Below are 26215 nucleotides of genomic sequence, written 5' to 3'. Positions count from 1 at the left end.
CCCGTGACGGAAACCGGGGGCCGGCTGGTGAGCCGGCCCCCGGTTTCGTTGCCGGCTCAGAAAAGCTGGCCACGCGCGGCGCCACCGGGGAAGGCGGCGTCGTGCAGGTTCGCGTAGTACGACAGCGGGTGCCGCGCGATGTCCTTCACCAGAGCGGAGTCGAGGCCGGTCGCGGTGCCGGACACGGCGAACACGCCCGCGGGCACGGTCGTGCCGATGAGGGGCACCACCACGGCGCCGTTCTTGCCGAAGGTGCCCTTGTGGATGTGGGCGAGCGTCGGCTGGAAACCGAACCAGGCGAAGGAGAACTGCACCTGCGTGCCGGTCGGGCGGACGAAGCCGACGGCGTTGGCCTTCGGGTCACCGGCCTTCGGCTCGCCCGGGGCGGCCTTGACCTCCTGGTTGCCGGACATGAACGCGTGCAGGCCACCGCCCTGCAGCAGCTTCAGCATGTCGACCGAGGAGCGCAGCGGCGTGAGCTGCCCGCGGACGGCACCGCCGGGGAACTCCTTGGTGTGCAGGTTGAGGTAGAAGCCCGACGGGTTCTTGCGCAGGCCGTCGGCCGTGGCCTGGTCGGTGATCGTGGCATTGCCGGCGGCCGCGGTGACGGTGTCGGGCATCGCGGTGCCGAACAACGGCACCTTCACGTCGCCGTTCACGCCGGCGGCGCCCTGGTGGATGTGGCCGAGGGTGGGAGCGCTGATGCCCTTCCACGAGAACGCGTAGGTGACCTTGTCGCCCTGCACCTCGACGATGCCGGTGGCGCTGCCCTTCGGGTCGCCGACGGCGGGCTGGCCGGCCACCGGGACCTCGTTGGCGCCGGTCAGCTTGGCCTGCAGGAAGATCGGCTTCTGCTGGGATCGCTGGATGGCCGTCGACAGGCTGGCCGGCGCCTTGGCCGGGGTGTCCATGGCGCCGGTGCCGGACATGTCCATCCCGGGCATGTCCATGTTCATCCCGCTCATGCCGGGCATGTCGGGCGTGGTCGGAGTGCCGGGCAGGGGGCTGGCGGTGGCGGTGACGGCGCCGAGCAGGCCGAGGCCGGCGGTCAGCGCGGCCAGTGCCGCGATTCGTGCTCGCATCAGGTTCGTCCTTTCACATCGGGTTCCGCAGCCGACACGGAATCCGGCGTTCGGTGGTTCAAGAAAAACTCGGTTGAACCGGTTCGCCGCGCCCGCCGTGTCTCGTCGCGAATTCGACGTGAATCGGTGGAGGAGTTCTCATGCGTGTCTCGATCGTCCTGGCCGGTGTCGCTCTGCTCGGCACCCTCGCGGCCTGCGGAAGTACCGCGACCAGCGGATCTGCTTCCGCACCCGAAGGTTCGTCACCGGCCTCCCCGGCTTCGTCAGGTGACGTGAAAATCGGCCAGTCCGGCCTCGGCCCCATTCTCACGGACTCGTCGGGGAGGACCCTTTATGCCTTCGCCGATGACATTTCGGGCACCAGCACGTGTGGCGACGACTGCCTCGCCACGTGGCCCGCGCTGACCGGCGGCAAGGATTTCCAGGCGGGCGCGGGCACGGATCAGAAATTGCTGACGGCGACGGAACGCACCCCGGGTGTCGAGCAGGCGAAGTACGGGAAGTGGCCGCTGTACTACTACGTCGGCGACCAGGGTCCGGGCGACGTCGACGGCCAGGGTGTGGACAATCTGTGGTTCGCCGTGGGCGCCGACGGCAAGCTGATCAAGAAGACACCCTGACCACGGCTGTCTGGGACGCCCGTACTATCTCCGCATGTCGCACCGTTTCCACGCGCCAGTTGTCCTGCCCGCCGATCCCGCCTGCTCGCTGCTGCGCGACGCCGTCGTGGACGTCGACGACAGCGGCCGGATCACGTTCGTGGGCCCGGTGGCCGAGGCACCCGAGTCCACCGGCGAGGTGACGCGGCTCGGTGGGATCCTGCTGCCCGGCCTGGTGAACACCCACGCGCACAGCCCGATGACGCTGCTGCGCGGCATGGGTGGTGACCTGCCGCTGCTGCGGTGGCTGCGCGAGATCATCTGGCCGACCGAGGCGAAGCTGCGGCCCGAGGACGTGCGGACCGGCATGCTGCTGGGCTCCGTCGAGATGCTTCGCCACGGCGTCACGACCAGCGCCGAGATGTACTTCGAGGGCGAGCAGATCGTAGACGCCGTGCTCATCACCGGCGGGCGCGTGCTCGTGGCGCCGCCGGTGATGGAGCTGCCCGGCCTGGACTGGCGGACGTCGCTGGCGGCCATCGACCGCTGGATCGACACCGACGGCCTGCGCTTCGGCCCCGGCGACCGCGTCGAGCTGGGCTACGGCCCGCACTCCGCGTACATGCTGAACCCCGACGGCCTGCGCGCCACCGCGGAATCGGCGGCCGCGCGCGGCGCGCTGGTGCAGATCCACGTGGCGGAGGCCGCGAACGAGGACCTCGCCCAGCGCAAGGAGTACGGCTCGGTGCCGGCGCTGCTCGACTCGCTCGGCGTGTTCGCCGGCCGCACGCTCGCCGCGCACTCCATCCACTTGTCCGACGAGGACATCGCGCTGTTCGCCGCCCGCGGCGTCGGCATGGCCCACTGCCCGGGCTCGAACGCGAAGCTCGCGTCCGGCATCGCGCGCATCAAGGACCTGCGGGCGGCCGGCGTCGCCGTCGGCCTCGGCACCGACGGCCCCGCGTCCAACGACGACATCGACCTGTGGGAAGAGCTCCAGCTCACGGCGATGCTCGCCCGCCTCGCCAACGACGACTCCACGGTCCTGACCGCCGCCGACGTCTTCGTCATGGCCACCCGCGGCGGCGCTGACGCGTTGGGCCGCACCGACATCGGCGCCCTCGAGCCAGGCCGCTGGGCCGACCTCGTCCACGTCGACCTCGACGACCCGGCCTTCGCGGCCGGCCTGGACGTGCCCGACGAGCAGCTGCTGTCGAACCTCGTGTGGGCCGCGGGTTCCCGCCGCGTGCGCGACGTCTGGGTCGCGGGCGAACAGGTCGTCGCCGACGCCGAGCCGACGCGTGTGGACCGCGCGAAGATCCAGGCGTCCGTCGCCGACACCGCGGCCCGGCTGCGCGCCTGAGCCCAGGCCCGGGTCAGCGGGGGCGGAGGATCACTTCCGTCAGGTGCGCTTCCGGGCTCGCACTCACCGCGGTGAGCACCGCCGTCGCCACGGAGTCGGGGCGGAGGAAGCGCGCCGGGTCGTATTCGCCGCCTTCGTGGGCGATGACCGCGCGCTGCATGTCGGTGTCGGTGCGGCCCGGGTAGACGGTGGTGACGCGCAGGTCCGGTTCTTCCTCGCGCAGCGCGTCGGCGAAGGCGCGGACCGCGAACTTGCTCGCGGCGTACGGGCCCCAGCCCGCGCGGGAGGTGCGACCGGAGCCGGAGTTGATCACGACGACGTGACCACGGGCGGCGCGCAGGGCGGGCAGCAGCAGACGCGTGAGCTCGGCGACGGCGACGACGTTGACCTCGTAGTTCACGCGCCAGTCTTCGGCGGTCGCGTCGGCGACGGTGTTGATTCGGGCGGCACCGGCGGAGTGGACGAGGACATCGAGCCGGTCGATCCGCGCGGCGGCGGCCGCCAGCGAAGCCTCGTCCGTGAGATCGACGCGCCACGGCTCGGCGCCCGGCAGCTCGGCGGCCACCTTCTGGAGCGCGGCCTCGTCGCGGCCGCCGAGGAGCAGGCGGTGCGTCGGAGCGAGCTGGTGGGCGACGGCGGCGCCGATGCCACGCGAGGCGCCGGTGACCAGGGCGAGCGGAAGATCGGTCATGCGATTCACCGTAAGCGTCAGCAGGACGCCGCCGCGCGGGGGTCGCGGTCGAATCGGATGCCCGTACGGCTGAAAGATCCCGCGAGATTGTCCATGAATCGACCAAAGGTCAACGGGCTTCGCGTCGAAGTGAGCACGTTCTGCTCACCTTGGCAGCGCAGCGCCTGCCGGGCGGCATCGATCTCGGCCGGGGTGAAGACGTGCAGCTGCCCGTCGGTCGCGACGTCGCCGCGGCCGGCGTCCGCGATCTCCCACGCGGCGGTGAGCCACTTCGAGTGCCCGGGCCGTCCGCCGGGGATCGACGTGGAATGCGAACCGAGGTCGCTGGCCAGTCCGTAGCCGTCGTGGACCCGCACGTCGAGCGACACCAGGTTGCTGATCGCGCCCATGCTGTCGGCCGCGAGCGTGACGTACGGGCGGTCCGTCGGAAACGTGTACCAGCGCTTTTCCCCGTAGCTGTACACGAGCACGGCCGGCGCACGCGTCGCGTCGGTGCCGTCGACGGCCGCGCGCATCACCGGCTCGCCCAGGAAGTCCGACGCCAGCACTGGGTGCTCGTGCCCGGTCACCCACGACCAGTACGCGCGCTCGTCGGTGACACCGACGGCCGCGTGGTCGTTCGCGTACGGCACGCGCAGCCACCCGGCCGCGGCCACCGACCACACCGCGACGCCCGCCAGCAGCGCGAACGTCTTGCGCGTCAACGGCAGCGCCATCACCGGCAGGAGGAGCGCGAACAACGCGGGCAGCAACATCCGGCCGTGCATGAAGTCGCCGCCGACACGCACCACGTACGCCGCCAGCAGCACCGCGCCCGCCACCGGCGTGAGCGTGAGGATCCGCGACTTCCGGCTCAGGAACGCGGCGACCGCCAGCACCGGGATCGGCAGCCAGAGGTAGTACGGGTCGACGAGGTCGAGCAGGTAGTCGAACCCGCGCGACCAGTTGCTCGTGCCCGCTTCCTTCGCCAGCGCGGTGTTCGGCACGAGCAGGCCGTAGTAGCCCATGCGGAAGACCTGGTACGCCACCGGCAACGTGAGCCCGACGCCGAGCCAGCCGAGGCCGGCGCGCAGCCGCGGGCGTTGCCGCAAGACCAGCGCGGCGAACGCGACGATGCTGAACAGCGCCAGGTCAGGCCGCACCAGAACGCCGAGACCGATGACGAACGCCGTGGCCTTGGGGGCCTTGCCGCGCACGAGCAGCCACCACGTCAGGCCGATCCACAGCATCGCCAGCCCGGTTTCGAGGCCGGACGTCGCGAAGTCCCGGAACGGCGGCAGCGCGCACACGATCAGCGCCCCCGCCGGGACGACCGGGCTGTCGTAGAGGCGGCGGGCGCCGTCCATCGCGAAGAACAGCCCACCGACGGCGCAGATCAGCCCGGTGAAGACCGACAGCCACTCCAGCGCCGGGCCCGGGATCGTGCCGAGCGCGGCCAGCAGCCAGGTCCACAACGGGCTGGTGCTGGCCTCGACGCGCTCGCCGACGTTGAACACGGGCCCGTGTCCGGCGAGGATCTGCCGGACCGTGCGCAGGACGAGCAACCCGTCGTCCGACATCCAGCGGCGGCGCCACGAAAGGTACGCGTAGAGCGCCAGCGTCGCGAAGGTCAGCCAGGTGGTGGGGGACTTGAGCCACGGCGTGGGCGCCGCCACGGATTTCGTCGTGACGGTGGTGGCTGTGGTCATGGCCCCTCTCCCCGGTGCTCTGTTCCCAGTCTCGCATCCGGGGGTTGGACGGCAAGCGTCCCAATGCGGCGTTGGTTGCGCTCAACGCACCCAATGTGGCGTTCGGTGCGTTCAACGCAACGAACGCCACATTGGGGTGGTCGAGTCACGCCGAAGGTGACGGGCTTGCAGAGGGGGGCGGCGGTGCGCTCGGGGAAGGAGGTGGCGAGGGCGGCGAAGGCGGTGGCGGAGTCGAGCTCGATGTCGGGGCCGGAGCCGGAGGCGGCGGGGGCGGGGGCGGGGGCGGCGGTGCCAGCCCCAGGTCCGCGTTCAGGTTCTCGTGCGTCCCCCCGCCTAGGGTGAACGCCGCCGTGCAGCCCGTGGCCGGGTCGACCGCCGAGCCGGCCGCCTGCTTCGTCACCGTGAGCCCGTCCGGCAGGTGCGAGACGTCGAAGCAGACCTGGTAGGTCCCGTCCTTGCGCTTGTCGAACAGGTACGAGCCGTCGGCCGCGGTTTTCGCGGTGGCGAGGATGCCGCCGGCGCCGTCCTTGAGCGTCACGGGAATGTCGGCGACGCCGGGCTCGCCGTCGTGCTGCCGGCCGTTGCGGTCGGTGTCGCGCCACACGCGGTCGCCGATCTTGTCGATCAGCGGCAGGGGCGTCACGGTGATCGACGCCGTGGCCGACTGGTCGGCCAGCGTGCCGCTCGGCGAGGCGACGCCGGTGATCCGCACCTTGTTCACGTGGCCGGTGTCGTTCTCGGCCAGGTTCGGGTGGTCGCAGGGAACGGCGTTCGACGCGCCGGGCGCCAGGCTGAACGCGCCCGGCAGCGACGAGCACCACGAGTCCTTCAGCAGGACGCCGGTCAGCGGCAACGATCCCGAGTTCGTGACGGTCGTGCGGTAGTGCGCGATCTCGCCGGCCGGGATCGTGGCCGACGGGCCCCACTCACCGGTCGCGGGGTTCTGCACCTCCAGCTTCACCGTGTAGGCGGCGAGCTGCAGGTTCACGCAGTCCCACATCACCCAGTTGCGGTTGGTGGTCGCGAAGAACACCACCGACGTGGTCTTGTCCGGCGCCGTCTGCGCGGGGAAGTCCTGGTGCGCGAGTTTGCCGTCGGACTGCACGTCGTGCGTGACGTTCTGCGACTTCTCCAGCAGCGTGCGGCCGGCGGAATCGGTGAAGCGCAGGCCGGTCGCCTGGGCGTTGGCGCGGTCGGCCAGCGCCGAGCCGACGGAACCCGTCGCCGCCGAGAGCGTGTAGATGCCGCCCGGCGCCGCGGGCAAGGTCTGGGTGGCGGAGCTGACGCGGCCGTCGGGCGTCTGGATCTGCGCGTTGAGCTTGCCGTCGGCCGCGTGCGCGGTGTCGGTGACGAGCTTCGGAACCTTGTCCGGCGGCGTGCTGCGCGGCACGGGTGCGGCGGGTGTGAACACGTAGCCCGCCGGTGCGCCGCCGGGCGCGTTCGCCTGCTCCACGCTCGGGTTGGGGGCCGCTCCGCCGCACGCCGGGGTGTCGGCTGCCGGAGCGGAACCCGGGAGGACGACGAGCGCGCCGGCCAGCACCAGGGTGCAGGCCGACGCGCCCGCCGAACGTCCGATCGCGACTTTTCCTGCCCGCCTCACCCATCGAAGCTATTACTCCGCCCGGGTTCGGCGCAGCGGAAGCCACTCCAAAGAGTTACCGCACGCCGACGCGGCCGGCGAGCCCGAAGCGGCCCTTCCGCCTGGCTCTTCGGGAACCCGCCGAAGCAGGGTTCAGAGTTCCTCGTCGCCCACCAGAGCGGCTTCCTTCGGCACGGCGTGCGGGTCGGCCTTCTTCTCCCGCAACGACAGCAGCACCGCGGCGATGAGGCACAGCGCGGCCGCGATCACGAACGGCCCCTGCTCCCAGCCGAGCCAGTCGGCGACGTGGCCCACGAGCGTGGCCGCGACGGCGCCGCCGAGCCAGCGGCAGAAGTTGTAGCCCGCGCTGGCGACCGGGCGCGGCGCGGTGCTGATCGACATCGCGGTGCCCGTGAACAACGTGTTGAGCAGCCCCGAAACCAGGCCGGAGAGCACGATGCCGATCACCACGACCGTCTTGTTCGGCACGGCCAGCACCAGCATCAGCACGGTGTAACCGACCACGGCGAGCGCGGCCGCGTGCCGTTCGCCGAACCGCGCGGCGAGCTTCGGCGCCAGCGCGACGCCGGCCACCGCCACGCACAGGCCCCAGCCGCAGAAGATCAGCCCGACGGCGATCGCGCTCCAGCCCAGCACGAACGGCGACCACGCCAGCACCGCGAAGAACGCCGCCGTGTACAGCGCCGACGCGACCGACGTGCGCAGCAGGCCGGGGTGCTTCAACGCGCGGATCGGGTCGAGCAGCTTGATCGGCTCGCGCTTCTCGTGCGAGTCGCTCTTCAGGAACACCGAGCACAGCACGAGCGCACCGGCCATCAGCACGGCCGTGCCCAGGAACGGGCCGCGCCACGAGATCGTGCCGAGCAGCGCACCCAGCAGCGGGCCGACGGACAGCCCGACGCCCAAAGCCGCCTCGTACAGCAGGATCGCGCCGGACTGCCCGCCCGTGGCGGCGCCGACGATCACCGACAGCGCGGTGGCGATGAAGAACGCGTTGCCGAGGCCCCACACGGCACGCAGGCCCACGAGCTGCTCGATCGAACCAGCCGCGGCGCACAGCGCGGTCGCGGCGACGATCAACGTCAGCCCGACCAGCACGGTGCGCTTCGCGCCGAAGCCCGCGGACATCGAACCGGTGAACAGCATCGCGATCACCTGCACGCCGAGGTACGACGTGAACAGCAGCGTGACCTGCGACGGCGACGCGTTCAGGCCCTTGGCGATCGACAGCAGGATCGGGTCGACCAAGCCGATGCCCATGAACGCGATGACCGCGGCGAACGCCGTGATCCACACCTGTTTGGGCTGGCCCTTGACCGCGTCCAGCAGACTCGAGTGGTGCTCAGCGCTCATCGCTGATCAGTTCCTCCTGACTTTTCTTCCCTGGTACGACGTGGAAATCGCGGATCAGCTTGCCGAGCGCGGGCAGGGCGGCGTCGATCGCGGCGCGCTCCTCGTCGGTCAGCTCCAGCAGCCGTTCGCGCATCTGCGCTTCGCGAGCGGCAACGAGCTCGGCGTAGAAGCCTTGGCCCGCTTCCGTCGCTTCCACCAGCACGGCTCGCCCGTCGTCGGGGTCGGGGCGCCGGACCACGAGCCCGAGCCGCTCCAGCCGCCCGACGACGTCGGTCATCGACGGCATGCGCACGCCTTCGAGCTGCGCCAGCCGGCTCATGCGGCTGGGCCCGACGCGCACCAGCTCGGACAACACCGAGCCCTGGGTGGGCGTCAACGCCTGCGAAGTCTCGCGGCGCACCAGGTAGTAGAGCCGGAACACGACCGGCCACAGGCGGTGCGCGAGATCCACGATTCCGGAAGTCACTTAGCCAGGCTAACAAATTTAGTTAGAGTAGCGAAGTAATTCGCCTCACAGACTAGGATGCAGCCATGGACGCGGTGATCTTCGACCTCGACGGCGTGCTGGTGGACTCCGAAAAAACCTGGGACGAGGTGCGCCGCGCCGTGGTCGCGGAGCACGGCGGTACCTGGTTACCCGAATCGACCAGGGCACAGCAAGGGATGAGCACTCCCGAGTGGGCGGCCTACCTGGTCGGCACACTCGGCGCGCGGCTGACGCCCGACGAGATCGCGCGGACCGTGATCGACCGGATGGCGCAGCGCTACGCGTCGGGCCCGCCCGTGATCGACGGCGCGCCCGACGTGGTCCGCGCCGTCGCCCGCCGCTACCCGGTGGCGATCGCGAGCTCGTCGCCGCCGGTGCTGATCCAGGCATTCCTGCAAGCCTGCGACCTCACATCGCTGGTGCCCGTGGCGGTGTCGAGCGAGGAGGTCGGCGCCGGCAAACCCGCGCCCGACGTCTACCTGCGCGCGGCGAAGCTGCTGAACGTGCCGGCCGAGCAGTCCGCCGCCGTGGAGGACTCGACCAACGGGCTGAAGGCAGCACTGGCGGCGGAAATGGCCGTGTACGCGGTGCCGAACCCGCACTTCCCGCCGGACCCGGCCGTGCTGGAGCAGGCCACCGCCGTGGTGCGCGACATCAACGAGCTCCCCGCGGCGCTCGGTCTGTAGCAATCGGGCGGTAGAAATCGAGAAGGGCTCCCCGGTGAACCGAGGAGCCCTTCTGCCGACGAGGAAACGCGTCAGCGCTCCAGCTCGCCGCGGATGAACTTGTCGACCGCGTCGCGCGCGGTGGAGTCGTCGTACTGCTCCGGCGGCGACTTCATGAAGTAGGACGACGCGGAGAGGATCGGGCCGCCGATGCCGCGGTCCTTCGCGATCTTCGCGGCGCGCACGGCATCGATGATGATGCCGGCGGAGTTGGGGGAGTCCCACACCTCGAGCTTGTACTCCAGGTTCAGCGGCACGTCGCCGAACGCGCGGCCTTCGAGGCGCACGTAGGCCCACTTGCGGTCGTCGAGCCACTGCACGTAGTCCGACGGTCCGATGTGGACGTTGCCCTTGCCGAGCTCGCGGTCGACCTGCGAGGTCACCGACTGGGTCTTCGAGATCTTCTTCGACTCGAGGCGCTCGAGCTCCTTCATGTTCAGGAAGTCCATGTTCCCGCCCACGTTGAGCTGCATCGTGCGGTCGAGCTGCACGCCGCGGTCTTCGAAGAGCTTCGCCAGCACGCGGTGCGTGATCGTGGCGCCGACCTGCGACTTGATGTCGTCACCGACGATCGGCACACCCGCGTCTTCGAACTTCTTGGCCCACACCGGGTCCGACGCGATGAACACCGGCAGCGCGTTCACGAACGCGACGTTCGCGTCGATCGCGGCCTGTGCGTAGAACTTGTCGGCCTCTTCCGAACCCACGGGCAGGTAGGAGACGAGCACGTCGACCTTCGCGTCGCGCAGCGCGCCGACGATGTCGACGGGCGCCTCATCCGACTCCGAGATGGTCTCGCGGTAGAACCGCCCGAGACCGTCGTAGGTGTGCCCGCGCTGCACCGGCACGCCGAGCGGCGGCACGTCGGCGATCTTGATCGTGTTGTTCTCGCTCGAGAAGATCGCCTCGGACAGGTCGTGACCGACCTTCTTGGCGTCGACGTCGAACGCGGCGACGAAGTCGATGTCGCTGACGTGGTACTCGCCGAACTGGACGTGCATCAAACCGGGCACGCGCGTGCCGGGATCCGCGTCGCGGTAGTACTGCACACCCTGGACCAGCGAGGAGGCGCAGTTGCCGACGCCCACGATGGCCACCCGAACGCGGCGGTTCTCGCCCATGCCGGTTTCTCCTTCAATCCGTTACTTCATCTGCAGGTCTGGCCGCGACGTTGCGGCCCGAGCGGCGCGCCCTCACTCCTGCGGGTCACGCTGCTCGGCTTGTTCGTGCGCGATCAGCTCGTTGAGCCAGCGCACCTCCCGCTCGCTCGACTCGAGTCCCAGCCGGTGCAGCTCGCGGGTGTAGCGGTCGATCCTCTCCTCGGTCCTGGCCAGCGCCTCGCGCAAACCCTCGCGACGCTCTTCCACGCGACGCCGCCGGCCCTCCAGGATCCGCATCCTGACGTCGGCCGGTGTCCGCGAGAAGAACGCCAGGTGGACGCCGAATCCCTCGTCGTCCCAGGTCTGCGGACCCGCGTCACCGAGCAGCTCGGCGAACCGCTCCTTGCCCTCGGCGGTGAGCTTGTAGACGCGGCGGCCGCGCCGGGACCAGGCCCGGTCGTCCGCCTCGTCGAGCTCCTCGACGAGGAATCCCGCCCGCAGCAACCGACGCAGGGTCGGGTACAGCGAGCCGTACGAGAACGCCCGGAACATCCCGAGCGTCTCGTGCAAACGCTTGCGCAGCACGTACCCGTGCATGGGTGCCTCGTGCAGCAACCCGAGGATCGCGAGTTCGAGCACACCGCACCCCCTCACGGGAACAAACCGCAGCGGCCGCCGTTGCCCCAGTGGCTACCGGGGCGACCGCCTCCACGAACCTACTCGGCAACTATATCGCGCCGATACATCGAAGTGGCGGAAGTAACCCCCGGAAGTGGTCAGACCAGGGGAACGTCACCAGAGAGTTATCGAATTTCCGGCGTGTCCGAATGGTCGCCCTGGGTGGCCTCGCGCAGGGGGCACTGCGCACACAGGAAGAGCCCGTACTCTGTTCCTCGTGCTTACCCAGCGGCAGGTCGTGGACTACGCCTTGCAGCGCCGTGCGCTGCTGGCCGGCGTCCGCTCCGGACGCGTCGGCGACCATGAGGTGTGCGACGCGAGCCCGTACCTGCTCCGTGCGGCGAAGTTCCACGGCAGGCCGGACGACCGCGCCTGTCCGATGTGCCGCCGGACGCCGTTGACCCTCGTGTCGTGGGTCTACGGCGACGAGCTGAAGCACGTCTCGGGATCGGCGCGGACACCCGACGAACTGGCCCGCATGGCGGGGCTGTTCGGCGAGTTCACCGTCTACGACGTAGAGGTGTGCCGGACGTGCCACTGGAATCACCTGGTCCTGTCCTACGTCCTCGGCACGGGCGAGCCCCAGCCCACCCGGCCGCGGAGGACAGCGGGCCAGTGACGAGTACCAAAACCGCCGCAGAGCACAGGGCGGCACGCTCCGGCTTTTCCCGAACCCCGGTGCCGGCAGTGCCGCCTTCGGAGGCCCATTCGTGAACGACGACCGCAACCGCTCCTGGCCCGGCCAGGAGCCAGATGCACCTCGCCGTGCCCAATGGCCGGAGGAAGAACCGGGTCCCGCCTGGCCGGGCGAGGACGGCCCCCGCCGCCCGCCGCGGCAGGCCCCGCCACGACGCAGCCCCAACGGGGGTGCGCCGCGGCAGCCGCGTGGCGCCGCGCCCGAGTGGCCCAGCGGTGACGAGCCGCGTGGCGCGGACCGCCGTGGTCCAGACCCGCGTGGTGCAGACCCCCGCGGTGCAGATTCACGCGGCTCAGAACCACGCGGTTCAGAACCACGCGGCTCAGAACCTCAGTGGCCGGCTGACGAGCCCCCGCGCCGTCCGCAGCGGCCGCCGCAGCGTCCCCAGCAGTCCCAGCGCGTGCCGAACGCCAACGGTCAGGGCGGCATGCCGCCGCGCCGGCAGGCTCCGCCGCCCCCGCCGCCGCCCAGTGGAAGTCCGGCGGGGCCGAGCGGTCCCACCGCCAGCCCGCCGCAGGGCTTCCGCCAGCCGGGTCCGCCCAGGCCCGGTGGTCCAGGCCGCAACCCGTCCGGTCCCGTCCGCCGTCCGCCGCAGGGCCGGCCGGCTCCGCCGCCCCCGGCGTATCCCGACCGTGAACCGGACCTGATCACCCACGCCGCGCACAACGGCACGGAGTTCGGCTACGACCCGTACGACGACCGTTACGACGATCGGTACGCCGACGGCTACGACGACGCCGAACACCCCCAGTACTCGGACGAGGACGACTTCGAGGACGAGGGCCCCGAGCTCGACGAGAACGGCAAGCCGATCAAGCCGCCGCTCACGCCGAAGCAGCGCAAGAAGCGCCGCTGGAAGATCATCCGGCGCATCGCGTACGCGTGCGTGGGTCTGTTCATCGTCGTGCCGGCCGTCGCTTTCGTGATCACTTACTTCATGGTGAAGGTTCCTTCCCCGCAGGACGTGAAAGCGTTGCAGAGCCAGCCCATCACGTTCTTCTACGCCAACAACCAGGTGATGGGCCGCAGCGTCCCGCCGGGCGGCGACCGCGAGCTGCTGCAGCCCAACCAGATCCCCGACGTCGTGAAGCACGCCGTGTACTCGGCCGAGGACAAGACGTTCGAGACCAACTCGGGCTTCGACATCAAGGGCATCCTGGGCGCGGTGTACAACCAGGTCACCGGTGGTACCGGTGGTGGTTCGACCATCTCGCAGCAGTACATCAAGAAGGCGACGGAGAACGAAGCGCCGACGCTGACCCGCAAGTGGACCGAGCTCGCGAAGTCGTTCAAGCTCAACAACGAAGAGTCCAAATCGGACATCATCACGGGCTACCTGAACATCGTCTACTTCGGCCGCGGCGCCAACGGCATCGCGGCGGCCGCGAAGGCCTACTACGGCAAGGACGTCAGCCAGCTGTCCCCGTCGGAGTCGGCGCTGCTCGCCGGACTGATCCAGCTGCCGAGCAAATCGGAAGACCCGGCGTACACCCAACGACGCTGGTCGTACGTGATGGACCAGATGGTGGCCAACGGCTGGCTCTCTAAGACCGACCGCGACGCCGCGACGTTCCCGAAGCTCATCCCCAAGAACGCACAGGCCAAGCAGGACGCGGGCACGCTGGACTACTTCATCCAGCAGCGCATCCTCGACGAGCTCGAAGCCAAGGGCTACGACCAGGACAAGCTCTACGGCAGCGGCGCGAAGATCTACACCACGATCGACCCCGCCGCTCAGCAGGCGGCGGTGCAGGCCGTGCAGGACAACATGAAGGGGCAAACCGACCCCGACATCCTGGGAGCTCTGGTCGCCGTCGACCCGAGAACGGGCGGGGTCGTCGCGTACTACGGCGGCCCGAACACGGTGAAGGACGAGAACGGCAAGGACACGCTGGCCAACGACTGGGCCAACACGCCGCAGAACCCGGGCTCGTCGATGAAGCCGTACGACCTCACCGCGTTCCTCAAGATGGGCAAGGGGCTCGGCGAGACGTTCGACGGCACCAACAACCGTGAGCTCGGCGGTCGCATCGTCCGCAACGCGGGTGAGAGTGCCAGCTGTGGTCCGCAGTGCACGGTCAAGAAGGCCATGGAGGTCTCGGCCAACACCGTGTTCTACGACATGGTGCTGAACGTGACGAAGCCGACGCCCGTCGCCGAAGCCGCGAAGGAAGCCGGGGTGCAGCCGGCGCCGAAGGGCAAGGCCAAGCTCGGCGTCAACGACGCCAACATCGCGCTCGGCGGTGGTGAGACGTCGTTGACCCCGGAGGACCAGGCCGCGGGTTACGCGACCTTCGCTTCGGGTGGCATCTACCGCCAGCAGCACTTCGTCTCGAAGCTCACCAACTCCCAGGACGAGGTGGAGTTCGACGAGGCGACGCTGCAGGGCAAGCCGGCGTTCGATCCCGACGAACAGAAGAGCCAGCAGATCGCGGGCAACGTCACCGACGCACTCCAGCCGGTCATCAAGGAATCCCACCTGAAGTGCCCGACCGGCCACGACTGCGCCGGCAAGACCGGTACGCAGCAGTTCGACCCGCACGGGCAGACCAACCTGCCGAAGGGCTACGCGGACCGCAACGCCCAGACGTGGATGGTGGGCTACACCCCGTCGATCTCCGCGGCGGTGTGGATCGGCGGTGACGGCAACAAGCCGTTGCACGACAAGAACAACAAGCCGATCTTCGGTGCCACGATCGCGGGTCCGGCGTGGCAGGACTTCATGGACACCTACCTCAAGGGCAAGCCCACCGAGAAGTTCCCGAAGGTCGACCCGATCGGCAAGGACGCCGACACCGTCACGCCCTCGAGCCGGCCCAGCAGCACGACCACCACCCCGTCGTCGACGACCACCACGCCGTCCTCGACGACCACCACGCCGAGCACGGAATCGAGCGAGACGACCACGTCGGAGACCACCACGCCCAGCCGCCCCGGCGGGATCTTCGGCGGTGGCCCCGGCGACGGCGGCGGTCCGGGTCGTAACGGCGGAGGCGGCGACGGCGGAGGCGTCGAGGTGACACCGCCACCGAGACAGCCAGGCGGATAACCCGTGCCGAGGGGCTCCTCTCCGGTCAGGAGGGGAGCCCCTCGTCGTGTCCCGGCCGCCGCGACCCCACGCCCGGAGTGACCCGGTCGAAGTGACCCAGGCGACATCGCTCAGCGGCCACCCTGGGCGTAGTTTTGTCCGGTTCACGCCGCGCCGGGGCCGTTACCCAGAGATACGTCCCGCCGGTCGAGTGAACCGACCCCACCCGCGGTGCGTCCCCTTGTGGAGAGGGGATCTGCGCCCGCAGCACGCCCGCGTCCGAGAAGAGGATCCGCACGTGAACGACGACCGCAACCGCTCCTGGCCCGACCGGGATCCCGATCCGCGGCGTCAACCACCCCCCGCCGGACGGCAGGGGCCACCGCCGTGGGCCCGCAACCAGCCGCCTCCGGGTGACGCCCCTCGCACGCCCCCGCCCGGCAACCCCGCGCAGCCCGGCCAGCCTGTTCAGCCCGGCCAGCCGGGCCAGCCGCCGCGCGCGCCGCAGAACCGCCCCGGCACCCCACCGCCCGGCTTCCGGCAGCCGCCGCCCCCGGGCACGCGCGGGGGTCGCCCGAATCCGCCGCCGCGGCGTGAGCCGGAGCTGATGACGCACCACGTGCACAACGGCACCGCCGACGACGGCTACGACGCTCGGTACGACGCCGGCGGACCGCTCGACCCCGACGACGTCTACCCGGAGGAGCCGGAGCTCGACAAGAAGGGCCGGCCGGTCCTCACGGCCGCGCAGAAGAAGAAGCGGCGCTGGAAGATCATCCGGCGCAGCATCTACGCGTTCGTCGGCGTCTTCATCGTGATCCCCGCGATCGCGTTCGTCATCACGTACTTCAGCGTCGACGTGCCTTCACCGCAGAGCGTGGCGCAGGGGCAGAGCCAGGCCGTCACGTACCTCTACGCCGACGGCAGCCCGATGGGCAAGGACGTGCCGTCGGGTGGCAACCGGCAGATCCTCACCGCCGACCAGATCCCCGACATCATGAAGCACGCCGCGATCGCGACCGAGGATTCGTCGTTCGAGACCAACTCGGGCTTCGACGTCACGGGCATCCTGCGGGCCGTGTACAACCAGGTCACCGGCGGCACCGGTGGTGGTTCCACGATTTCCCAGCAGTACATCAAAAAGGCCACCGACAACGACGCGCCCACGCTCACCCGCAAATGGACCGAGCTGGCGAAGTCGTTCAAGATGAACCAGACGTACTCGAAGCAGGACATCATCACCGCGTACCTGAACATCATCTACTTCGGGCGTGGTGCGTACGGCGTGGGCGCGGCGTCGCAGGCCTTCTTCCACAAGGACGTGAAGGACCTCAGCTTCTCCGAAGCCGCGCTGCTGGCCGGCCTCATCCAGCAGCCGGGCCGTTCGGAGAACTCGAAGGTGGCGCACGACCGCTGGAACACCGCGCTCGACCGGATGGTGGAAAACCACTACATCACGGAGGCCGACCGCAAGGCCGCGCAGTTCCCCACGCCGATCCCGCTGTCGGAGGACCAGGACGACTCGAGCGCGCCCTACCGTTTCATCTCCGACCAGGTGCAGGCCGAGCTAGAGGCCCACGGCATCTCGAGCGACCAGTACTACTCGGGTGGCTACACGATCCAGACGACCATCGACAAGAAGGCGCAGGATCTCGCCGAGCAGGCGGGCGCTGACGCGCTGGCGAAGCAGTCGGACAACCGGCTGCTCGACGCGCTCGTGGCCGTCGACCCGAAGACCGGCGGCGTGCTCGCGTACTACGGCGGGCCCACGACCGTCGACGTGAACGGCCAGAAACAGAAAGCGCGAGACTGGGCCGACACCCCGCAGAACCCCGGTTCGTCGATGAAGCCGTACGACCTCACGGCGTTCCTCAAGATGGGCAAGGGGATCAACTCGACCTTCGACGGCCGCAACAACCGGGAGTTCGACGGGCGCATCGTCCGCAACGCCGGTGACAGCGACAGCTGTTCGGAGCAGTGCACCGTCGCCGAGGCCATGAAGATCTCGGCCAACACGGTCTTCTACGACATGGTCCTCAACGTCACCAAGCAGGGCCCCGTCGAGCAGGCCGCCCAAGAAGCCGGCGTCAAGACCAAGGACAACGGCGGCGGCAACTCGCAGATCGACATCTCGAACAACAACATCTCCCTCGGCGGTGGCGACACGAAGATCACGCCGGCCGACCAGGCCTCGGCCTACGCCACCTTCGCCGGCGACGGCCAGCAGCGCGACCGCCACTTCGTGCTGAAGGTGACGAACGCGCAGAACGAGGTGGCCTACGAAGCTCAGGCACAGCCGGCCAAATCGGCGTTCGCCGACGGCGACCCGGAGCTGAGCAAGCAGATCGCGGGCAACGTGACCACCGCGTTGGAGCCGGTGATCGGCTTCTCGAAGCTGAAGTGCCCGTCGGGACACGAATGCGCCGGCAAGACCGGGACGCAGCAGCACACGAAGCGCGCCGGTGAGCCGGCTTCGGCGGCGAACGCCAACGCGCAGACGTGGATGGTCGGCTACACGCCGTCGGTCTCCGTGGCGGTCTGGGTCGGCGGCGACGGCGACCTGGCTCTACACGGCAAGGGCAGCACCCCGATCTTCGGTTCCACGATCGCCGGCCCGCTGTGGCAGAAGTTCATGACGAACTACCTCGCGGGCAAGCCGGCCGAGCGCTTCTCCCAGGTGTCGCTGATCGGCGACGCCGCGCCGCCGATCAGCCCGCCGAGCGACCCGAACATCCCGCCGTCGGACATCACGCCGACCGACAACCCGGACAACCCGGGTAACGGCGACGGCAACCCGGTGAACCCCGGCGACCCGAACGGCCCTGGCGGCCCGGGCGGCAACTTCCCGTCGTTCCCCACGCACACCCCGAAACCGCCGAAGAACACGCCCTCGGGCGATCCAACCGATACGGGCGACCCCGGCGACACGGGCGATCCCGACGAATAGCCAGGGAGTCGCAAGAGAAAAAGGCTCCCCCAGCCGGGTTTCCGGACGGGGGGAGCCTTTTTCGCGCCCGCAAAGGAAAAGCGGGGGAGGCCGCGAGCTCGGCACTGGGGGTTGCCGAGCTCGCGGCAAGCTAGTCGAGCGTGATGACGCGGCCCTCGGCTCCGGAGCGGTGGGCGGCTTCGATCACGCGCAGCGCGGCCACGGAACCGGCCGGGTCCACGGGGAACGCCGCTTCGCCGCGCAACGCGTCGCGCACCTGGGCGTAGAAGTCCTCGTAGCGGCCGACCTCGGTGGGCACGGTTTCGGTGTGGTCGGTGCCGTCGTCGACGCCGAGGGTGCCGGCGTCGGCCTCGGGCTCGACGCCCCAGCGCTCGTCGCCGGGGCGCAGGCCGTCCTTGATCTGGGGTTCCTGCACGTCGAGGCCGTACTTGGTGAAGGCGGCGCGGTCGCCGAGCACGCGGAAGCGCGGGTTGCGCGTGGCGGCCAAGGCGGAGGCCCACAGGTGCGAGCGCACGCCGTTGGCGTGGTGCAACGCGACGAACACGTCGTCGTCGACCTGCACGCCGGCGCGGCGGCGGTCGACCTCCGCGTAGACCTGCGTGACCGGGCCGAACAGCTGCAGCGCCTGGTCGACGATGTGCGCGCCGAGGTCGTAGAGCAGGCCGCCGGCCTCGGCGGGGTCGCCGAACTCGCGCCAGTTGTCCTTGATCTTCGGCACCCAGCGGTCGTAGCGGGACTCGAAGCGGAACACGTCGCCGAGGCGGCCGGACTCGATCACCTTGCGCACGGTGAGGAAGTCGGAGTCCCAGCGGCGGTTCTGGAAGACGGTGAGGCCGACGCCCTTGGCCTTCGCCGCCGCCACGACCTGCTCGGCCTCGTCCGCGGTTGGCGCGAACGGCTTGTCCACGACCACGGGCAGGCCGAGCTCGATGGCGCGCAGCGCGAGCGGCACGTGGGTACGGTTCGGGGTGCTCACCACGACGAGGTCGAGGTCACCCGCCTGGGCGAACAACGCGTCGGCGTCGGGCACGATCTCGGTGCCGGGGTACTCCGCACGGGCCTGACCGGCGCGTTCCGGGTTCGCCGTCACGATCGCCGTGGGCACCAGGCCCGGCGTCGAAGCCACCAGCGGCGCGTGGAAAACGCGGCCGCCGATGCCGTAACCGAAAATGCCGACTCGCAAGTCATCAGCCATGCCACCTATTAAACAACACTGTTGCGTAACTAGCCAGTTCTTCGGGAGGATCTCCGGATGGCGGAAACCGGGGTCAACCTGCGCGGGCTGCGCCGCTACAACAGAGCGCTGCTGCTCGGTCACATCCTGCGCGCGGGCGGGCTCAGCCGCGTGGAGCTGGCCGAGCGCACGGGGCTGACGCAGCAGGCGGTGTCGAAGATCGTCGCCGAGCTGCTCGAGACGCAACTGCTCGATGTCGAGCGGCAGGCCGCGGCCGGCGTCGGCAAGCCGCGCACGCAGCTGCGGATCCGGCCCTCGGCGAAGTGCGCCCTCGGCGCGCAGCTGGACCGCGACGGGTTCCTCGTGCTGCGCACGGGCCTGTCCGGCGAGGTCGAGGCCACCGTGGAAGGTCCGCTGCCCGTCGGCTTCACGCCTGAACAGGCCGTGACCGCCGTGGTGGATGCGACGCGCAAGCTGCTCACCGACGTCGACCCGGCGCGGGTGCTGGGCCTGGGCGTCGGCGCGGTGGGACCGCTCGACCACCGCGAAGGCCGCGTCCGCGACGCCACGAACATGCCGGGCTGGCACGACGTGCCCCTTCGCGACCTCCTCGCCGAGCGCACGGGACTGCCCGTGACGCTCGACAAGAACACGAACTCCGCCGCGGTCGCCCACACGTGGCCCGACACGCCGGAGACCGCGACTGCCGTGGTGCTCGTGGGTACCGGCATCGGCGTCGGGTTGCTGGTCGACGGGAACGTCTACCGCGGCCCGCGCACCAACGCCGGTGAGTTCGGCCACACCACGATCGCCTACGACGGCCCGCGCTGCGCCTGCGGACGGCGCGGTTGCGTCGAGATCATGCATCGCTCGGCCGCCACGCCGGCCGAGGCCGCGCGCCTGCTCGGGATCGGCCTCGCCGACCTCGTGCAGGTCCTGGACCTGGAGCGGATCGTGTTGTTCGGCCGCACGATCCGCGCGGCGCCCGAGGTCTACCGGGACACGGTGTCGGCGCAGCTGCGCGAGCTGCTGCCGGTGCCGCACTGGCAGCGCATCGACGTGGAGCTGAGCGACCTCGGCGAGGAAGCCGTGGCCCTCGGTGGGGCTTTCGAGGTGCTTGCCGGGTTCTACTCCGACCCTAAATGACCGGCGCCTGACCTGGGGGCAGATAGCATCCGCGACGTGCCCGACCAAGCCACCGCCGAAGAGCCGGACGCGGCTCCCCGCACGCTGACGCCAGCGGAGCGGATCGTGCCGAGCTGGAACGACCCGCTGGCCTCCGCGGCGACCAGACCGATCGGCGGTCCGCTCGGCGAGCACGCGGCCGTGGGCCGGCACTGGTTCTGGTCACCGCAGCGCGTCGGGCTGGGCCTGGCGGTCCTCGCGCTGGTGCTGTGCTGGTTCGGCAAGGCGTCCTGCATCCAGCAGTACCAGGACTCCAGCGGCGCCAGCCAGCTCGACTGGCGGGCGGGCCGCCCATTCGTCGCGATGTGCTACTCGGACATCGTGCCGCTCTACAGCTCCGAGCGGCTCAACGACCCGAAGACCTTCCCGTACGTCTCGTCCTGGCAGGAGGACACGCAGACGGCGCAGAACCAGACCCGTTACATGGAATACCCCGTGGTCACGGGCCTGTTCCAGTGGATCAACGCGAAGCTCGCGGCGGGGTGGCTCTCGGTCGCGAACTCCGGCTGGCTCCCCAGCGCGCTGCCGGTGGCGATCTACTTCAACATCTCCGCGTTCTGGCTCTCGCTCGCGTGGCTGATCACTGTTTGGGCGACCGGGCGCACGATGAAACGCCGGCCGTGGGACGCGGTGCTGGTGGCGATCTCGCCGCTGGTGCTGGTGCAGGCGTTCACGAACTTCGACGCCATCGCCACGGCGTGTACCGCGGCCGGAATCCTCGCGTGGTCGCGAAAACGGCCGGAGATCGCCGGCGTGCTGCTGGGGCTCGGCGCCGCGGCGAAGCTGTACCCGTTGCTGTTGCTCGGGGTGTTGTTCGTGCTCTGCCTACGCGCCGGGAAGCTGCGCACGTGGGGCAGAACCGCGGCGTTCACCGTGCTGACCTGGCTGATCGTGAACGTGCCGTTCATCCTCGTGGCCACGCGCGGGTGGTGGGAGTTCTTCCGGCTCAACACGTTGCGGCCGATGGATCCCGACTCGATCTACAACGTCATCTCCTACACCACGGGGTGGACGGGATTCGACGGCGTGCTCCAAAAAGGACAGACGCCGGCGATCCTCAACACCGTGATCGCCGTGCTGTTCCTGCTCTGCTGCGCCGGCATCGCCTACGTCGCCCTCACCGCGCCGCGACGGCCGCGGCTGGGGCAGCTCGCGTTCCTCGTGGTGGCGGCGTTCCTGCTGACCAACAAGGTGTGGAGCCCGCAGTACTCGCTGTGGCTCGTGCCGCTGGCGGTGCTCGCGATCCCGCGCTGGCGGCTGCTGCTGAGCTGGATGGTGATCGACGCGCTGGTGTGGGCGCCGCGGATGTTCTACTACCTCGGCATCGACCACAAGGGACTGCCGGAGGGCTGGTTCCTCGGCACGGTCGTGGTGCGCGACCTCGCCGTGGTGGGCATCTGCGTGCTGGTGATCCGCGAGATCTACCGGCCGCGCACGGACCTCATCCGGCTCGCCGGCGACGACGACCCGGCGGGCGGTGTGCTGGAACGAGCGCGTGACCGCGTGACGTTCCCGGGCTTCGGGAAGCACCGCCAGGCTGTGCCGACAGTGCCCCCGGTGCCCCCGGCGCCTCCCGCGCCCGAGTCCTAGGCGGTCTGCTTGCGCAGGTAGGCGATGTCGGCCGCCTGGCCCTCGCTCGGCGTCTCCACGACGACGGGCGCGCCCGCCTTGCGGACGACGTCGGCGAGCAGCTCGGGGTCGATGGTCCCCTCGCCGCCGACGACGTTGGCGTGGCGGTCGCGGTTGGAGCCGAACTCGTCGCGCGAGTTGTTGAGGTGCACCAGGTCGATGCGGCCGGTGATGGCCTTGACCTTCTCGACGGCGTCGGCCAGCTCCCAGCCCGCGGCGTAGGCGTGGCAGGTGTCGAGGCAGAACCCGGCGCCGAACTCGCCGACCTCGTCCCACAGGCGCGCGATCACGTCGAGCTCGCGGGTCATCGCGTTCTCGCCACCCGCGGTGTTCTCGATGAGGATCGGCACGGCGAAGCCGCCCTTGTCCGCTTCGCGTTCGAAGAGCTTGCGCCAGTTGGCCAGGCCCTCGGCCACGTCGTCGCCGGCGCCCACGTGGCCGCCGTGCACGATGAGTCCCTTCGCGCCGATCGCGGCGGCGCCGGTGGCGTGCTGCGCGACGTTCTTGCGCGACGGGATGCGGATGCGGTTGTTCAGCGACGCGACGTTGATCAGGTACGGCGCGTGGATGAACACCTCGACCGGCGACTCCTTGATCGCGTCCCCGAACGGGTGCGGTTTCGGAGCCTTCCACCCCTGCGGGTCGGACAGGAAGAACTGGACGACGTCGGCTTCTCGCTCGGCGACAGCGGCCAGCGGATCGTCGTCGCGGACATGGGCGCCAATCTGCATGCCAGCACGCTACCCCCGGGTGAATCCGCACCTGACGCCCCAGTTGGTGACGCTCGTGGAGTACCGTGAGCGCGTTCCGTGATCCAGTTCGGGGCCGACGGAGGGGTTTTGCATGGGGAAGCACGCCGCCCGGATCACCACGTTGGGGATCGCCGCCGCGCTGCCGGTTCTCTCGGCCGCGCTCGCGCTCCCCGCCACGGCTTCCGCGGATCCGAGCCCCACGCTCAACGGCGACTGCTCGGCGACGCTGCAGAACGGCAAGTCCGGCAACGGCCTGTCGCTCGACGCGGGCGCGCCGCTCAACGCCCCCAACCGTCTCACCGTCGGCCTCGACTCGAAGGCCGAGCAGTCGGACGGGAGCAACCCGCTCTTGACGCTCCCGGTGGGCGACGTGGTGCGCGGCCTCGGTGTCGGCGAGGTGCCGGTGGTCGGTGACGCGGCGACCAACGCCGTCTGCCCGCTCGCGCAGAACACGGCCAACGGTGTCGGCAACGCCACGCAGAGCCTGGTCGGCGGCGTGACCGCGCCGGTCGTGCCGCCCACCGACAACCCGCCCACCGACAACCCGCCGGACGACAACCCGCCCGGGACGCCTCCCGGCATCCCGCCGGGTGGACCCGGTGGCCCCGGCGGACCGGGACAGCCCGGCGGTCCCGGGAGCAGCCTCGACCCGGTGATCACCGGCGCTGGCGACCTGTCCGGAATCGACTCCATCGCGGGCATCTTCACCAACGCCGCCATGCTGCCGTCCGGGCTGGTGCAGGCGCCGCCGGTGATCACGCAGGTCATCCCGGGCCAGCTGCCCGCGGACCAGGTCCCGACCGTCGACGCGAAGAAGTCGGGCACCGCCGAAGCGCTGCCGGCCGTGACGCCGCCGGCGAAGCTGCCGATGCTCATCGCGGTGCTCGCGCTGGCCCTCGTCGCGGCGGCGCTCGTGCGGGCGTGGCTGCGCCGCAAGACCGCCTGATCGACACCCGCGGTGACGCCCGCTTCCACCCGAATGCCTGACATCGGTGGCTGAGCGGGCGTCACTCGTTCCCGTTACCGTCGTTGTCCAGGGGAGACAGGTTCGGACCGGACGCGGCGGAGGGCTCGATGGCCAGGCAGCACCGCACACGCAGGGCCACCGCGGTGGGAGCTGCCGCCTTCGTACTGGCCGGTTCGGCCGCGCTCGCGGCGCCGAGTACGGCGTCCGCTGTGTCGGATCCGGAGACGCTGACCACGCCATGCGGGTCCACGATCACCGCGAAGCCGGGTGACAAGGTCAAGGCGACGACGCCGTTGCTGGGGATCCCGCTCGACCTCGGCGTGGTCGGCCAGGTGTCCGGCGTGCTGACCGGAACCGTGAACGCGCTGCTCGGCACCGTCTGCAAGGTCACCGTGAACGTGGTCGACACCGTCGTCGCGCCGGTGCCCGTGGTCGGCGCACCGGCCGCCGGGGCGCTGAACAAGACCGTCTCGGGAACCACGAACACGCTGCAGCAGGGCGTCGACTCCACGCAGCGCGCGCTGGCCGGCGGGGCGCCCGCGCAGCAGAACCCCGGCAGCCCGCAGCAGCCGCCGGCGACCGGTCCCGGCGCGCCGCAGGGTGGCACTCCCGCCGGACAGACGCCGATCCCGCCGGTGAACAGCCCTTTGCTGCCGCTCTCGGGCGGTGGCGGCGCGCTCGCGTCGCTGTTCCCGGGCTTCTCGAACTTCTCGAACCTGCCGTTCAGCACCGGCTACTCGCCGATGCGCGACTACAGCGACATCCCGATGGCGATGGCCGGGCTGTTCTCCCCGTCGCCGGCCCTGCGCTACGGGAGCCAGATTCCCGGGTACGCGCCGCAGTACGGCCTCTCGAACCCGGGTCAGCCGTCGGCCGGCGGCAACGCGAGCGTTCAGAACGCGGGCGAGGCGCAGGCGTTACCGCCCACTGGAGACAACCACACGAACGGGTTGGACTGGCCCGTGCTGGTGGCAGTTCTTGCACTCTCCGGAGTCAGTGCGGGCCTGGTTCGGACCTGGGTGCTCCGCCGAATGGCCGCTGCGAGCTAGGCCGACTCACCAGTATCTTTTCGGGGTCCCGCTCGTTTACCTGTCGCGATGGTCGACGCCCGCAGATCCTGGAGGACACCGCTCGTGCCGAAGAACCCCACCTGGCTGAGAACTCGGGGCGTACTCAGCGTCACCGCGCTGGCGGCCCTGGTGACCGGCGGAGCGTTCCTCGGCTCGGGCACCGCTTCGGCGGCCACGACCCTGGCCAACCAGTGCACGGGCTCGGTCAGCGGCAGCATGGGCGACACGGTCGCGTTGCCGGGCTCGTCCGTCAGCGCGCTCGCGAAGCAGGCCGCGGCGGCGAAGCAGCAGTCGCTGTTGTGGCTCATCCCGCTCAACGGTGTGGACCCCAACGGCGTGGCCAACGCGCTGTCCGCGAAGACGCTCACGGTCGGCACCGTGCCCAGCTCGTCGGGCGGCACCATCGACGGCAAGGCCATCGGCAGCGCCGTCAACCAGGCGCTGCAGGGCAACGCCGCGCTCGGCTGGAGCGCCGACACGAAGAAGCAGGTCCTCGACGCGATCACCACCTCGGTCACGTCGAACTGCGGCCTGACCACGCTGGCCACGCACTACACGCCACCGACGTCTTCGTCGACGCCGCCGAGCAGCAGCTCGTCGTCGACCTCGCCCTCGACCTCGTCGGGCTCGGAAGGCGGGCCGCTCGCGAACCTGATCCCCGGGTCCACGGGCACCGCCCCGCAGCGCGACTACAACGGCATCCCGACCGCGACGCCCGGCACCGCCGTGGCCCCCGGCATCCGCTACCCGGCCAACGGCACGCTGCCCGGCTCGGCCGCGCCCGTGACCGGCGGCCAGGACACGCAGAGCCAGGGCCCGGACGTGCGCAACGCCGGCAACGCGGAGTCGCTGGCGACCTCCGGCGGCGCGTCCGACGTCCAGCTGCCGATGCTGCTCGCGGTGATCGTGCTGGCGGGCGTGACGGCCGGGCTGGTGCGCACCTGGGCGCTGCGCCGGGCCTCCTGACAAGGCCTCCCGACAAGACTGTCGGTACCCCAGGTACTCTTACCTGGACAAACCCTCCTGCTACGGACAGTCCGTGGCCGCGAGCCCATAGGAGGTGAGTGGTTGTGTCACGCCATTACGAGGTAATGGTCATCCTGGACCCCACGCTCGACGAGCGCACGGTCGCCCCCACGCTGGACAACTTCCTCAACGTGATCCGCACTTCGGGCGGAAGCGTCGAGAAGGTCGACGTCTGGGGCCGCCGTCGCCTGGCGTACGAGATCAAGAAGCACGCCGAGGGCATCTACGCGCTGCTCGACCTGAACTCCGACTCCGACGCGGTCAAGGAACTCGACCGTCAGCTGTCGCTGCAGGAGACCGTGCTGCGCACCAAGGTCATGCGCCGCGAGGTCAAGCGCGCCGCGGCCAAGCCCGTCGCCGCCAAGGCCTGAGCC

The 26215-nt window shown here is 70.3% G+C and carries 22 protein-coding genes; 12 read left to right on the top strand and 10 right to left on the bottom strand.

Features of this window, described 5'->3' with window-relative positions; all coding sequences use genetic code 11:
* Positions 1 to 56 precede the first annotated feature (56 nt).
* Complete coding sequence (locus QRX50_RS08570; protein ID WP_285971421.1) at positions 57 to 1082, bottom strand: CHRD domain-containing protein; 1026 nt, start codon at positions 1080 to 1082, stop codon at positions 57 to 59.
* A gap of 140 nt (positions 1083 to 1222) precedes the next feature.
* Here QRX50_RS08570 and QRX50_RS08565 point away from each other — a divergent pair, with 140 nt between their 5' ends.
* Positions 1223 to 1702 (top strand): COG4315 family predicted lipoprotein, encoded by a 480-nt coding sequence (locus QRX50_RS08565; RefSeq protein WP_285971420.1) that lies wholly within the window; start codon positions 1223 to 1225, stop codon positions 1700 to 1702.
* Between the two features lie 34 nt (positions 1703 to 1736).
* Entirely contained in the window at positions 1737 to 3044 is a 1308-nt protein-coding gene (locus QRX50_RS08560; protein WP_285971419.1) for an amidohydrolase family protein, read from the top strand.
* Positions 3045 to 3057: 13 nt separating this feature from the next.
* Here the strand turns inward: QRX50_RS08560 and QRX50_RS08555 are convergent, their stop codons facing one another.
* The 5 genes from QRX50_RS08555 to QRX50_RS08535 form a co-directional block, all read right to left on the bottom strand.
* Positions 3058 to 3735, bottom strand: coding sequence for an SDR family oxidoreductase (locus QRX50_RS08555; RefSeq protein ID WP_285971418.1), 678 nt, complete (start codon positions 3733 to 3735; stop codon positions 3058 to 3060).
* A gap of 17 nt (positions 3736 to 3752) precedes the next feature.
* Positions 3753 to 5423, bottom strand: a complete 1671-nt coding sequence (locus QRX50_RS08550) for an arabinofuranosyltransferase AftB family protein (RefSeq protein ID WP_285971417.1) — start codon at positions 5421 to 5423, stop codon at positions 3753 to 3755.
* Positions 5424 to 5568: 145 nt separating this feature from the next.
* A complete protein-coding gene (locus QRX50_RS08545; protein ID WP_285971416.1) occupies positions 5569 to 7023 on the bottom strand; it encodes a DUF7850 domain-containing protein in 1455 nt (484 codons plus the stop codon).
* 132 nt (positions 7024 to 7155) lie between these two features.
* The gene (locus QRX50_RS08540; RefSeq protein WP_285971415.1) at positions 7156 to 8376 is read right to left on the bottom strand and encodes an MFS transporter; all 1221 of its coding nucleotides are present in this window, start codon (positions 8374 to 8376) and stop codon (positions 7156 to 7158) included.
* Positions 8366 to 8842 carry a MarR family winged helix-turn-helix transcriptional regulator gene (locus QRX50_RS08535; protein ID WP_285971414.1) on the bottom strand — a complete coding sequence of 159 codons (477 nt, stop codon included), beginning with the start codon at positions 8840 to 8842 and terminating at the stop codon, positions 8366 to 8368. Before QRX50_RS08535 ends, QRX50_RS08540 begins: the two co-directional genes overlap by 11 nt.
* Positions 8843 to 8907: 65 nt before the next feature.
* Here QRX50_RS08535 and QRX50_RS08530 point away from each other — a divergent pair, with 65 nt between their 5' ends.
* Entirely contained in the window at positions 8908 to 9549 is a 642-nt protein-coding gene (locus QRX50_RS08530) for an HAD family hydrolase (protein ID WP_285971413.1), read from the top strand.
* Between the two features lie 71 nt (positions 9550 to 9620).
* Here the strand turns inward: QRX50_RS08530 and QRX50_RS08525 are convergent, their stop codons facing one another.
* Complete coding sequence (locus QRX50_RS08525; protein ID WP_285971412.1) at positions 9621 to 10709, bottom strand: inositol-3-phosphate synthase; 1089 nt, start codon at positions 10707 to 10709, stop codon at positions 9621 to 9623.
* Positions 10710 to 10781: 72 nt separating this feature from the next.
* Complete coding sequence (locus QRX50_RS08520; protein ID WP_285971411.1) at positions 10782 to 11327, bottom strand: PadR family transcriptional regulator; 546 nt, start codon at positions 11325 to 11327, stop codon at positions 10782 to 10784.
* A gap of 256 nt (positions 11328 to 11583) precedes the next feature.
* Here QRX50_RS08520 and QRX50_RS08515 point away from each other — a divergent pair, with 256 nt between their 5' ends.
* The 3 genes from QRX50_RS08515 to QRX50_RS08505 all read left to right on the top strand — a co-directional run bounded on the left by QRX50_RS08515 (position 11584) and on the right by QRX50_RS08505 (position 18038).
* Complete coding sequence (locus QRX50_RS08515; RefSeq protein ID WP_285971410.1) at positions 11584 to 11985, top strand: DUF5318 domain-containing protein; 402 nt, start codon at positions 11584 to 11586, stop codon at positions 11983 to 11985.
* A gap of 478 nt (positions 11986 to 12463) precedes the next feature.
* Positions 12464 to 15112, top strand: coding sequence for a transglycosylase domain-containing protein (locus QRX50_RS08510; protein ID WP_353074108.1), 2649 nt, complete (start codon positions 12464 to 12466; stop codon positions 15110 to 15112).
* Between the two features lie 586 nt (positions 15113 to 15698).
* Positions 15699 to 18038 (top strand): transglycosylase domain-containing protein, encoded by a 2340-nt coding sequence (locus QRX50_RS08505; RefSeq protein WP_434533329.1) that lies wholly within the window; start codon positions 15699 to 15701, stop codon positions 18036 to 18038.
* A gap of 130 nt (positions 18039 to 18168) precedes the next feature.
* Here the strand turns inward: QRX50_RS08505 and QRX50_RS08500 are convergent, their stop codons facing one another.
* The gene (locus QRX50_RS08500; RefSeq protein ID WP_285971407.1) at positions 18169 to 19233 is read right to left on the bottom strand and encodes a Gfo/Idh/MocA family oxidoreductase; all 1065 of its coding nucleotides are present in this window, start codon (positions 19231 to 19233) and stop codon (positions 18169 to 18171) included.
* Positions 19234 to 19290: 57 nt separating this feature from the next.
* Here QRX50_RS08500 and QRX50_RS08495 point away from each other — a divergent pair, with 57 nt between their 5' ends.
* On the top strand, positions 19291 to 20358 hold the full coding sequence (locus QRX50_RS08495) for an ROK family transcriptional regulator (protein ID WP_285971406.1): 1068 nt from the start codon (positions 19291 to 19293) through the stop codon (positions 20356 to 20358).
* A 36-nt stretch (positions 20359 to 20394) separates the two neighbouring features.
* Complete coding sequence (locus tag QRX50_RS08490; protein ID WP_285971405.1) at positions 20395 to 21987, top strand: glycosyltransferase family 87 protein; 1593 nt, start codon at positions 20395 to 20397, stop codon at positions 21985 to 21987.
* Here QRX50_RS08490 and QRX50_RS08485 read toward each other — a convergent pair.
* Positions 21984 to 22757, bottom strand: a complete 774-nt coding sequence (locus QRX50_RS08485; RefSeq protein WP_285971404.1) for a deoxyribonuclease IV — start codon at positions 22755 to 22757, stop codon at positions 21984 to 21986. The genes QRX50_RS08490 and QRX50_RS08485 overlap by 4 nt on opposite strands.
* A 112-nt stretch (positions 22758 to 22869) precedes the next feature.
* Between QRX50_RS08485 and QRX50_RS08480 the strand changes: the two genes are divergently transcribed.
* The 4 genes from QRX50_RS08480 (at position 22870) to rpsF (ending at position 26212) form a co-directional block, all read left to right on the top strand.
* Positions 22870 to 23724: a hypothetical protein gene (locus QRX50_RS08480; protein ID WP_285971403.1), complete on the top strand. Its 855-nt coding sequence runs from the start codon at positions 22870 to 22872 to the stop codon at positions 23722 to 23724.
* A 128-nt stretch (positions 23725 to 23852) separates the two neighbouring features.
* Positions 23853 to 24794, top strand: coding sequence for a hypothetical protein (locus QRX50_RS08475; RefSeq protein ID WP_285971402.1), 942 nt, complete (start codon positions 23853 to 23855; stop codon positions 24792 to 24794).
* 84 nt (positions 24795 to 24878) lie between these two features.
* Positions 24879 to 25781 carry a hypothetical protein gene (locus QRX50_RS08470; RefSeq protein ID WP_285971401.1) on the top strand — a complete coding sequence of 301 codons (903 nt, stop codon included), beginning with the start codon at positions 24879 to 24881 and terminating at the stop codon, positions 25779 to 25781.
* Between the two features lie 104 nt (positions 25782 to 25885).
* A complete protein-coding gene (rpsF, locus tag QRX50_RS08465) occupies positions 25886 to 26212 on the top strand; it encodes a 30S ribosomal protein S6 (RefSeq protein ID WP_220245346.1) in 327 nt (108 codons plus the stop codon).
* The last annotated feature ends 3 nt before the right edge of the window (positions 26213 to 26215 follow it).

The organism is Amycolatopsis sp. 2-15, assembly GCF_030285625.1.
Taxonomy (GTDB): domain Bacteria; phylum Actinomycetota; class Actinomycetes; order Mycobacteriales; family Pseudonocardiaceae; genus Amycolatopsis; species Amycolatopsis carbonis.
The sequence above is the reverse complement of the archived record's forward strand: the minus strand, read 5'-3'. Positions and strand labels throughout refer to the sequence as shown.

Bases quoted from the DNA above. Each gene is read 5' to 3' on its own strand.
- QRX50_RS08570 (WP_285971421.1), bottom strand. From the start codon at position 1,082: ATGCGAGCACGAATCGCGGCACTGGCCGCGCTGACCGCCGGCCTCGGC.
- QRX50_RS08565 (WP_285971420.1), top strand. From the start codon at position 1,223: ATGCGTGTCTCGATCGTCCTGGCCGGTGTCGCTCTGCTCGGCACCCTC.
- QRX50_RS08560 (WP_285971419.1), top strand. From the start codon at position 1,737: ATGTCGCACCGTTTCCACGCGCCAGTTGTCCTGCCCGCCGATCCCGCC.
- QRX50_RS08555 (WP_285971418.1), bottom strand. From the start codon at position 3,735: ATGACCGATCTTCCGCTCGCCCTGGTCACCGGCGCCTCGCGTGGCATC.
- QRX50_RS08550 (WP_285971417.1), bottom strand. From the start codon at position 5,423: ATGACCACAGCCACCACCGTCACGACGAAATCCGTGGCGGCGCCCACG.
- QRX50_RS08540 (WP_285971415.1), bottom strand. From the start codon at position 8,376: ATGAGCGCTGAGCACCACTCGAGTCTGCTGGACGCGGTCAAGGGCCAG.
- QRX50_RS08530 (WP_285971413.1), top strand. From the start codon at position 8,908: ATGGACGCGGTGATCTTCGACCTCGACGGCGTGCTGGTGGACTCCGAA.
- QRX50_RS08525 (WP_285971412.1), bottom strand. From the start codon at position 10,709: ATGGGCGAGAACCGCCGCGTTCGGGTGGCCATCGTGGGCGTCGGCAAC.
- QRX50_RS08505 (WP_434533329.1), top strand. From the start codon at position 15,699: ATGACGCACCACGTGCACAACGGCACCGCCGACGACGGCTACGACGCT.
- QRX50_RS08500 (WP_285971407.1), bottom strand. From the start codon at position 19,233: ATGGCTGATGACTTGCGAGTCGGCATTTTCGGTTACGGCATCGGCGGC.
- QRX50_RS08495 (WP_285971406.1), top strand. From the start codon at position 19,291: ATGGCGGAAACCGGGGTCAACCTGCGCGGGCTGCGCCGCTACAACAGA.
- QRX50_RS08485 (WP_285971404.1), bottom strand. From the start codon at position 22,757: ATGCAGATTGGCGCCCATGTCCGCGACGACGATCCGCTGGCCGCTGTC.
- QRX50_RS08480 (WP_285971403.1), top strand. From the start codon at position 22,870: ATGGGGAAGCACGCCGCCCGGATCACCACGTTGGGGATCGCCGCCGCG.
- QRX50_RS08475 (WP_285971402.1), top strand. From the start codon at position 23,853: ATGGCCAGGCAGCACCGCACACGCAGGGCCACCGCGGTGGGAGCTGCC.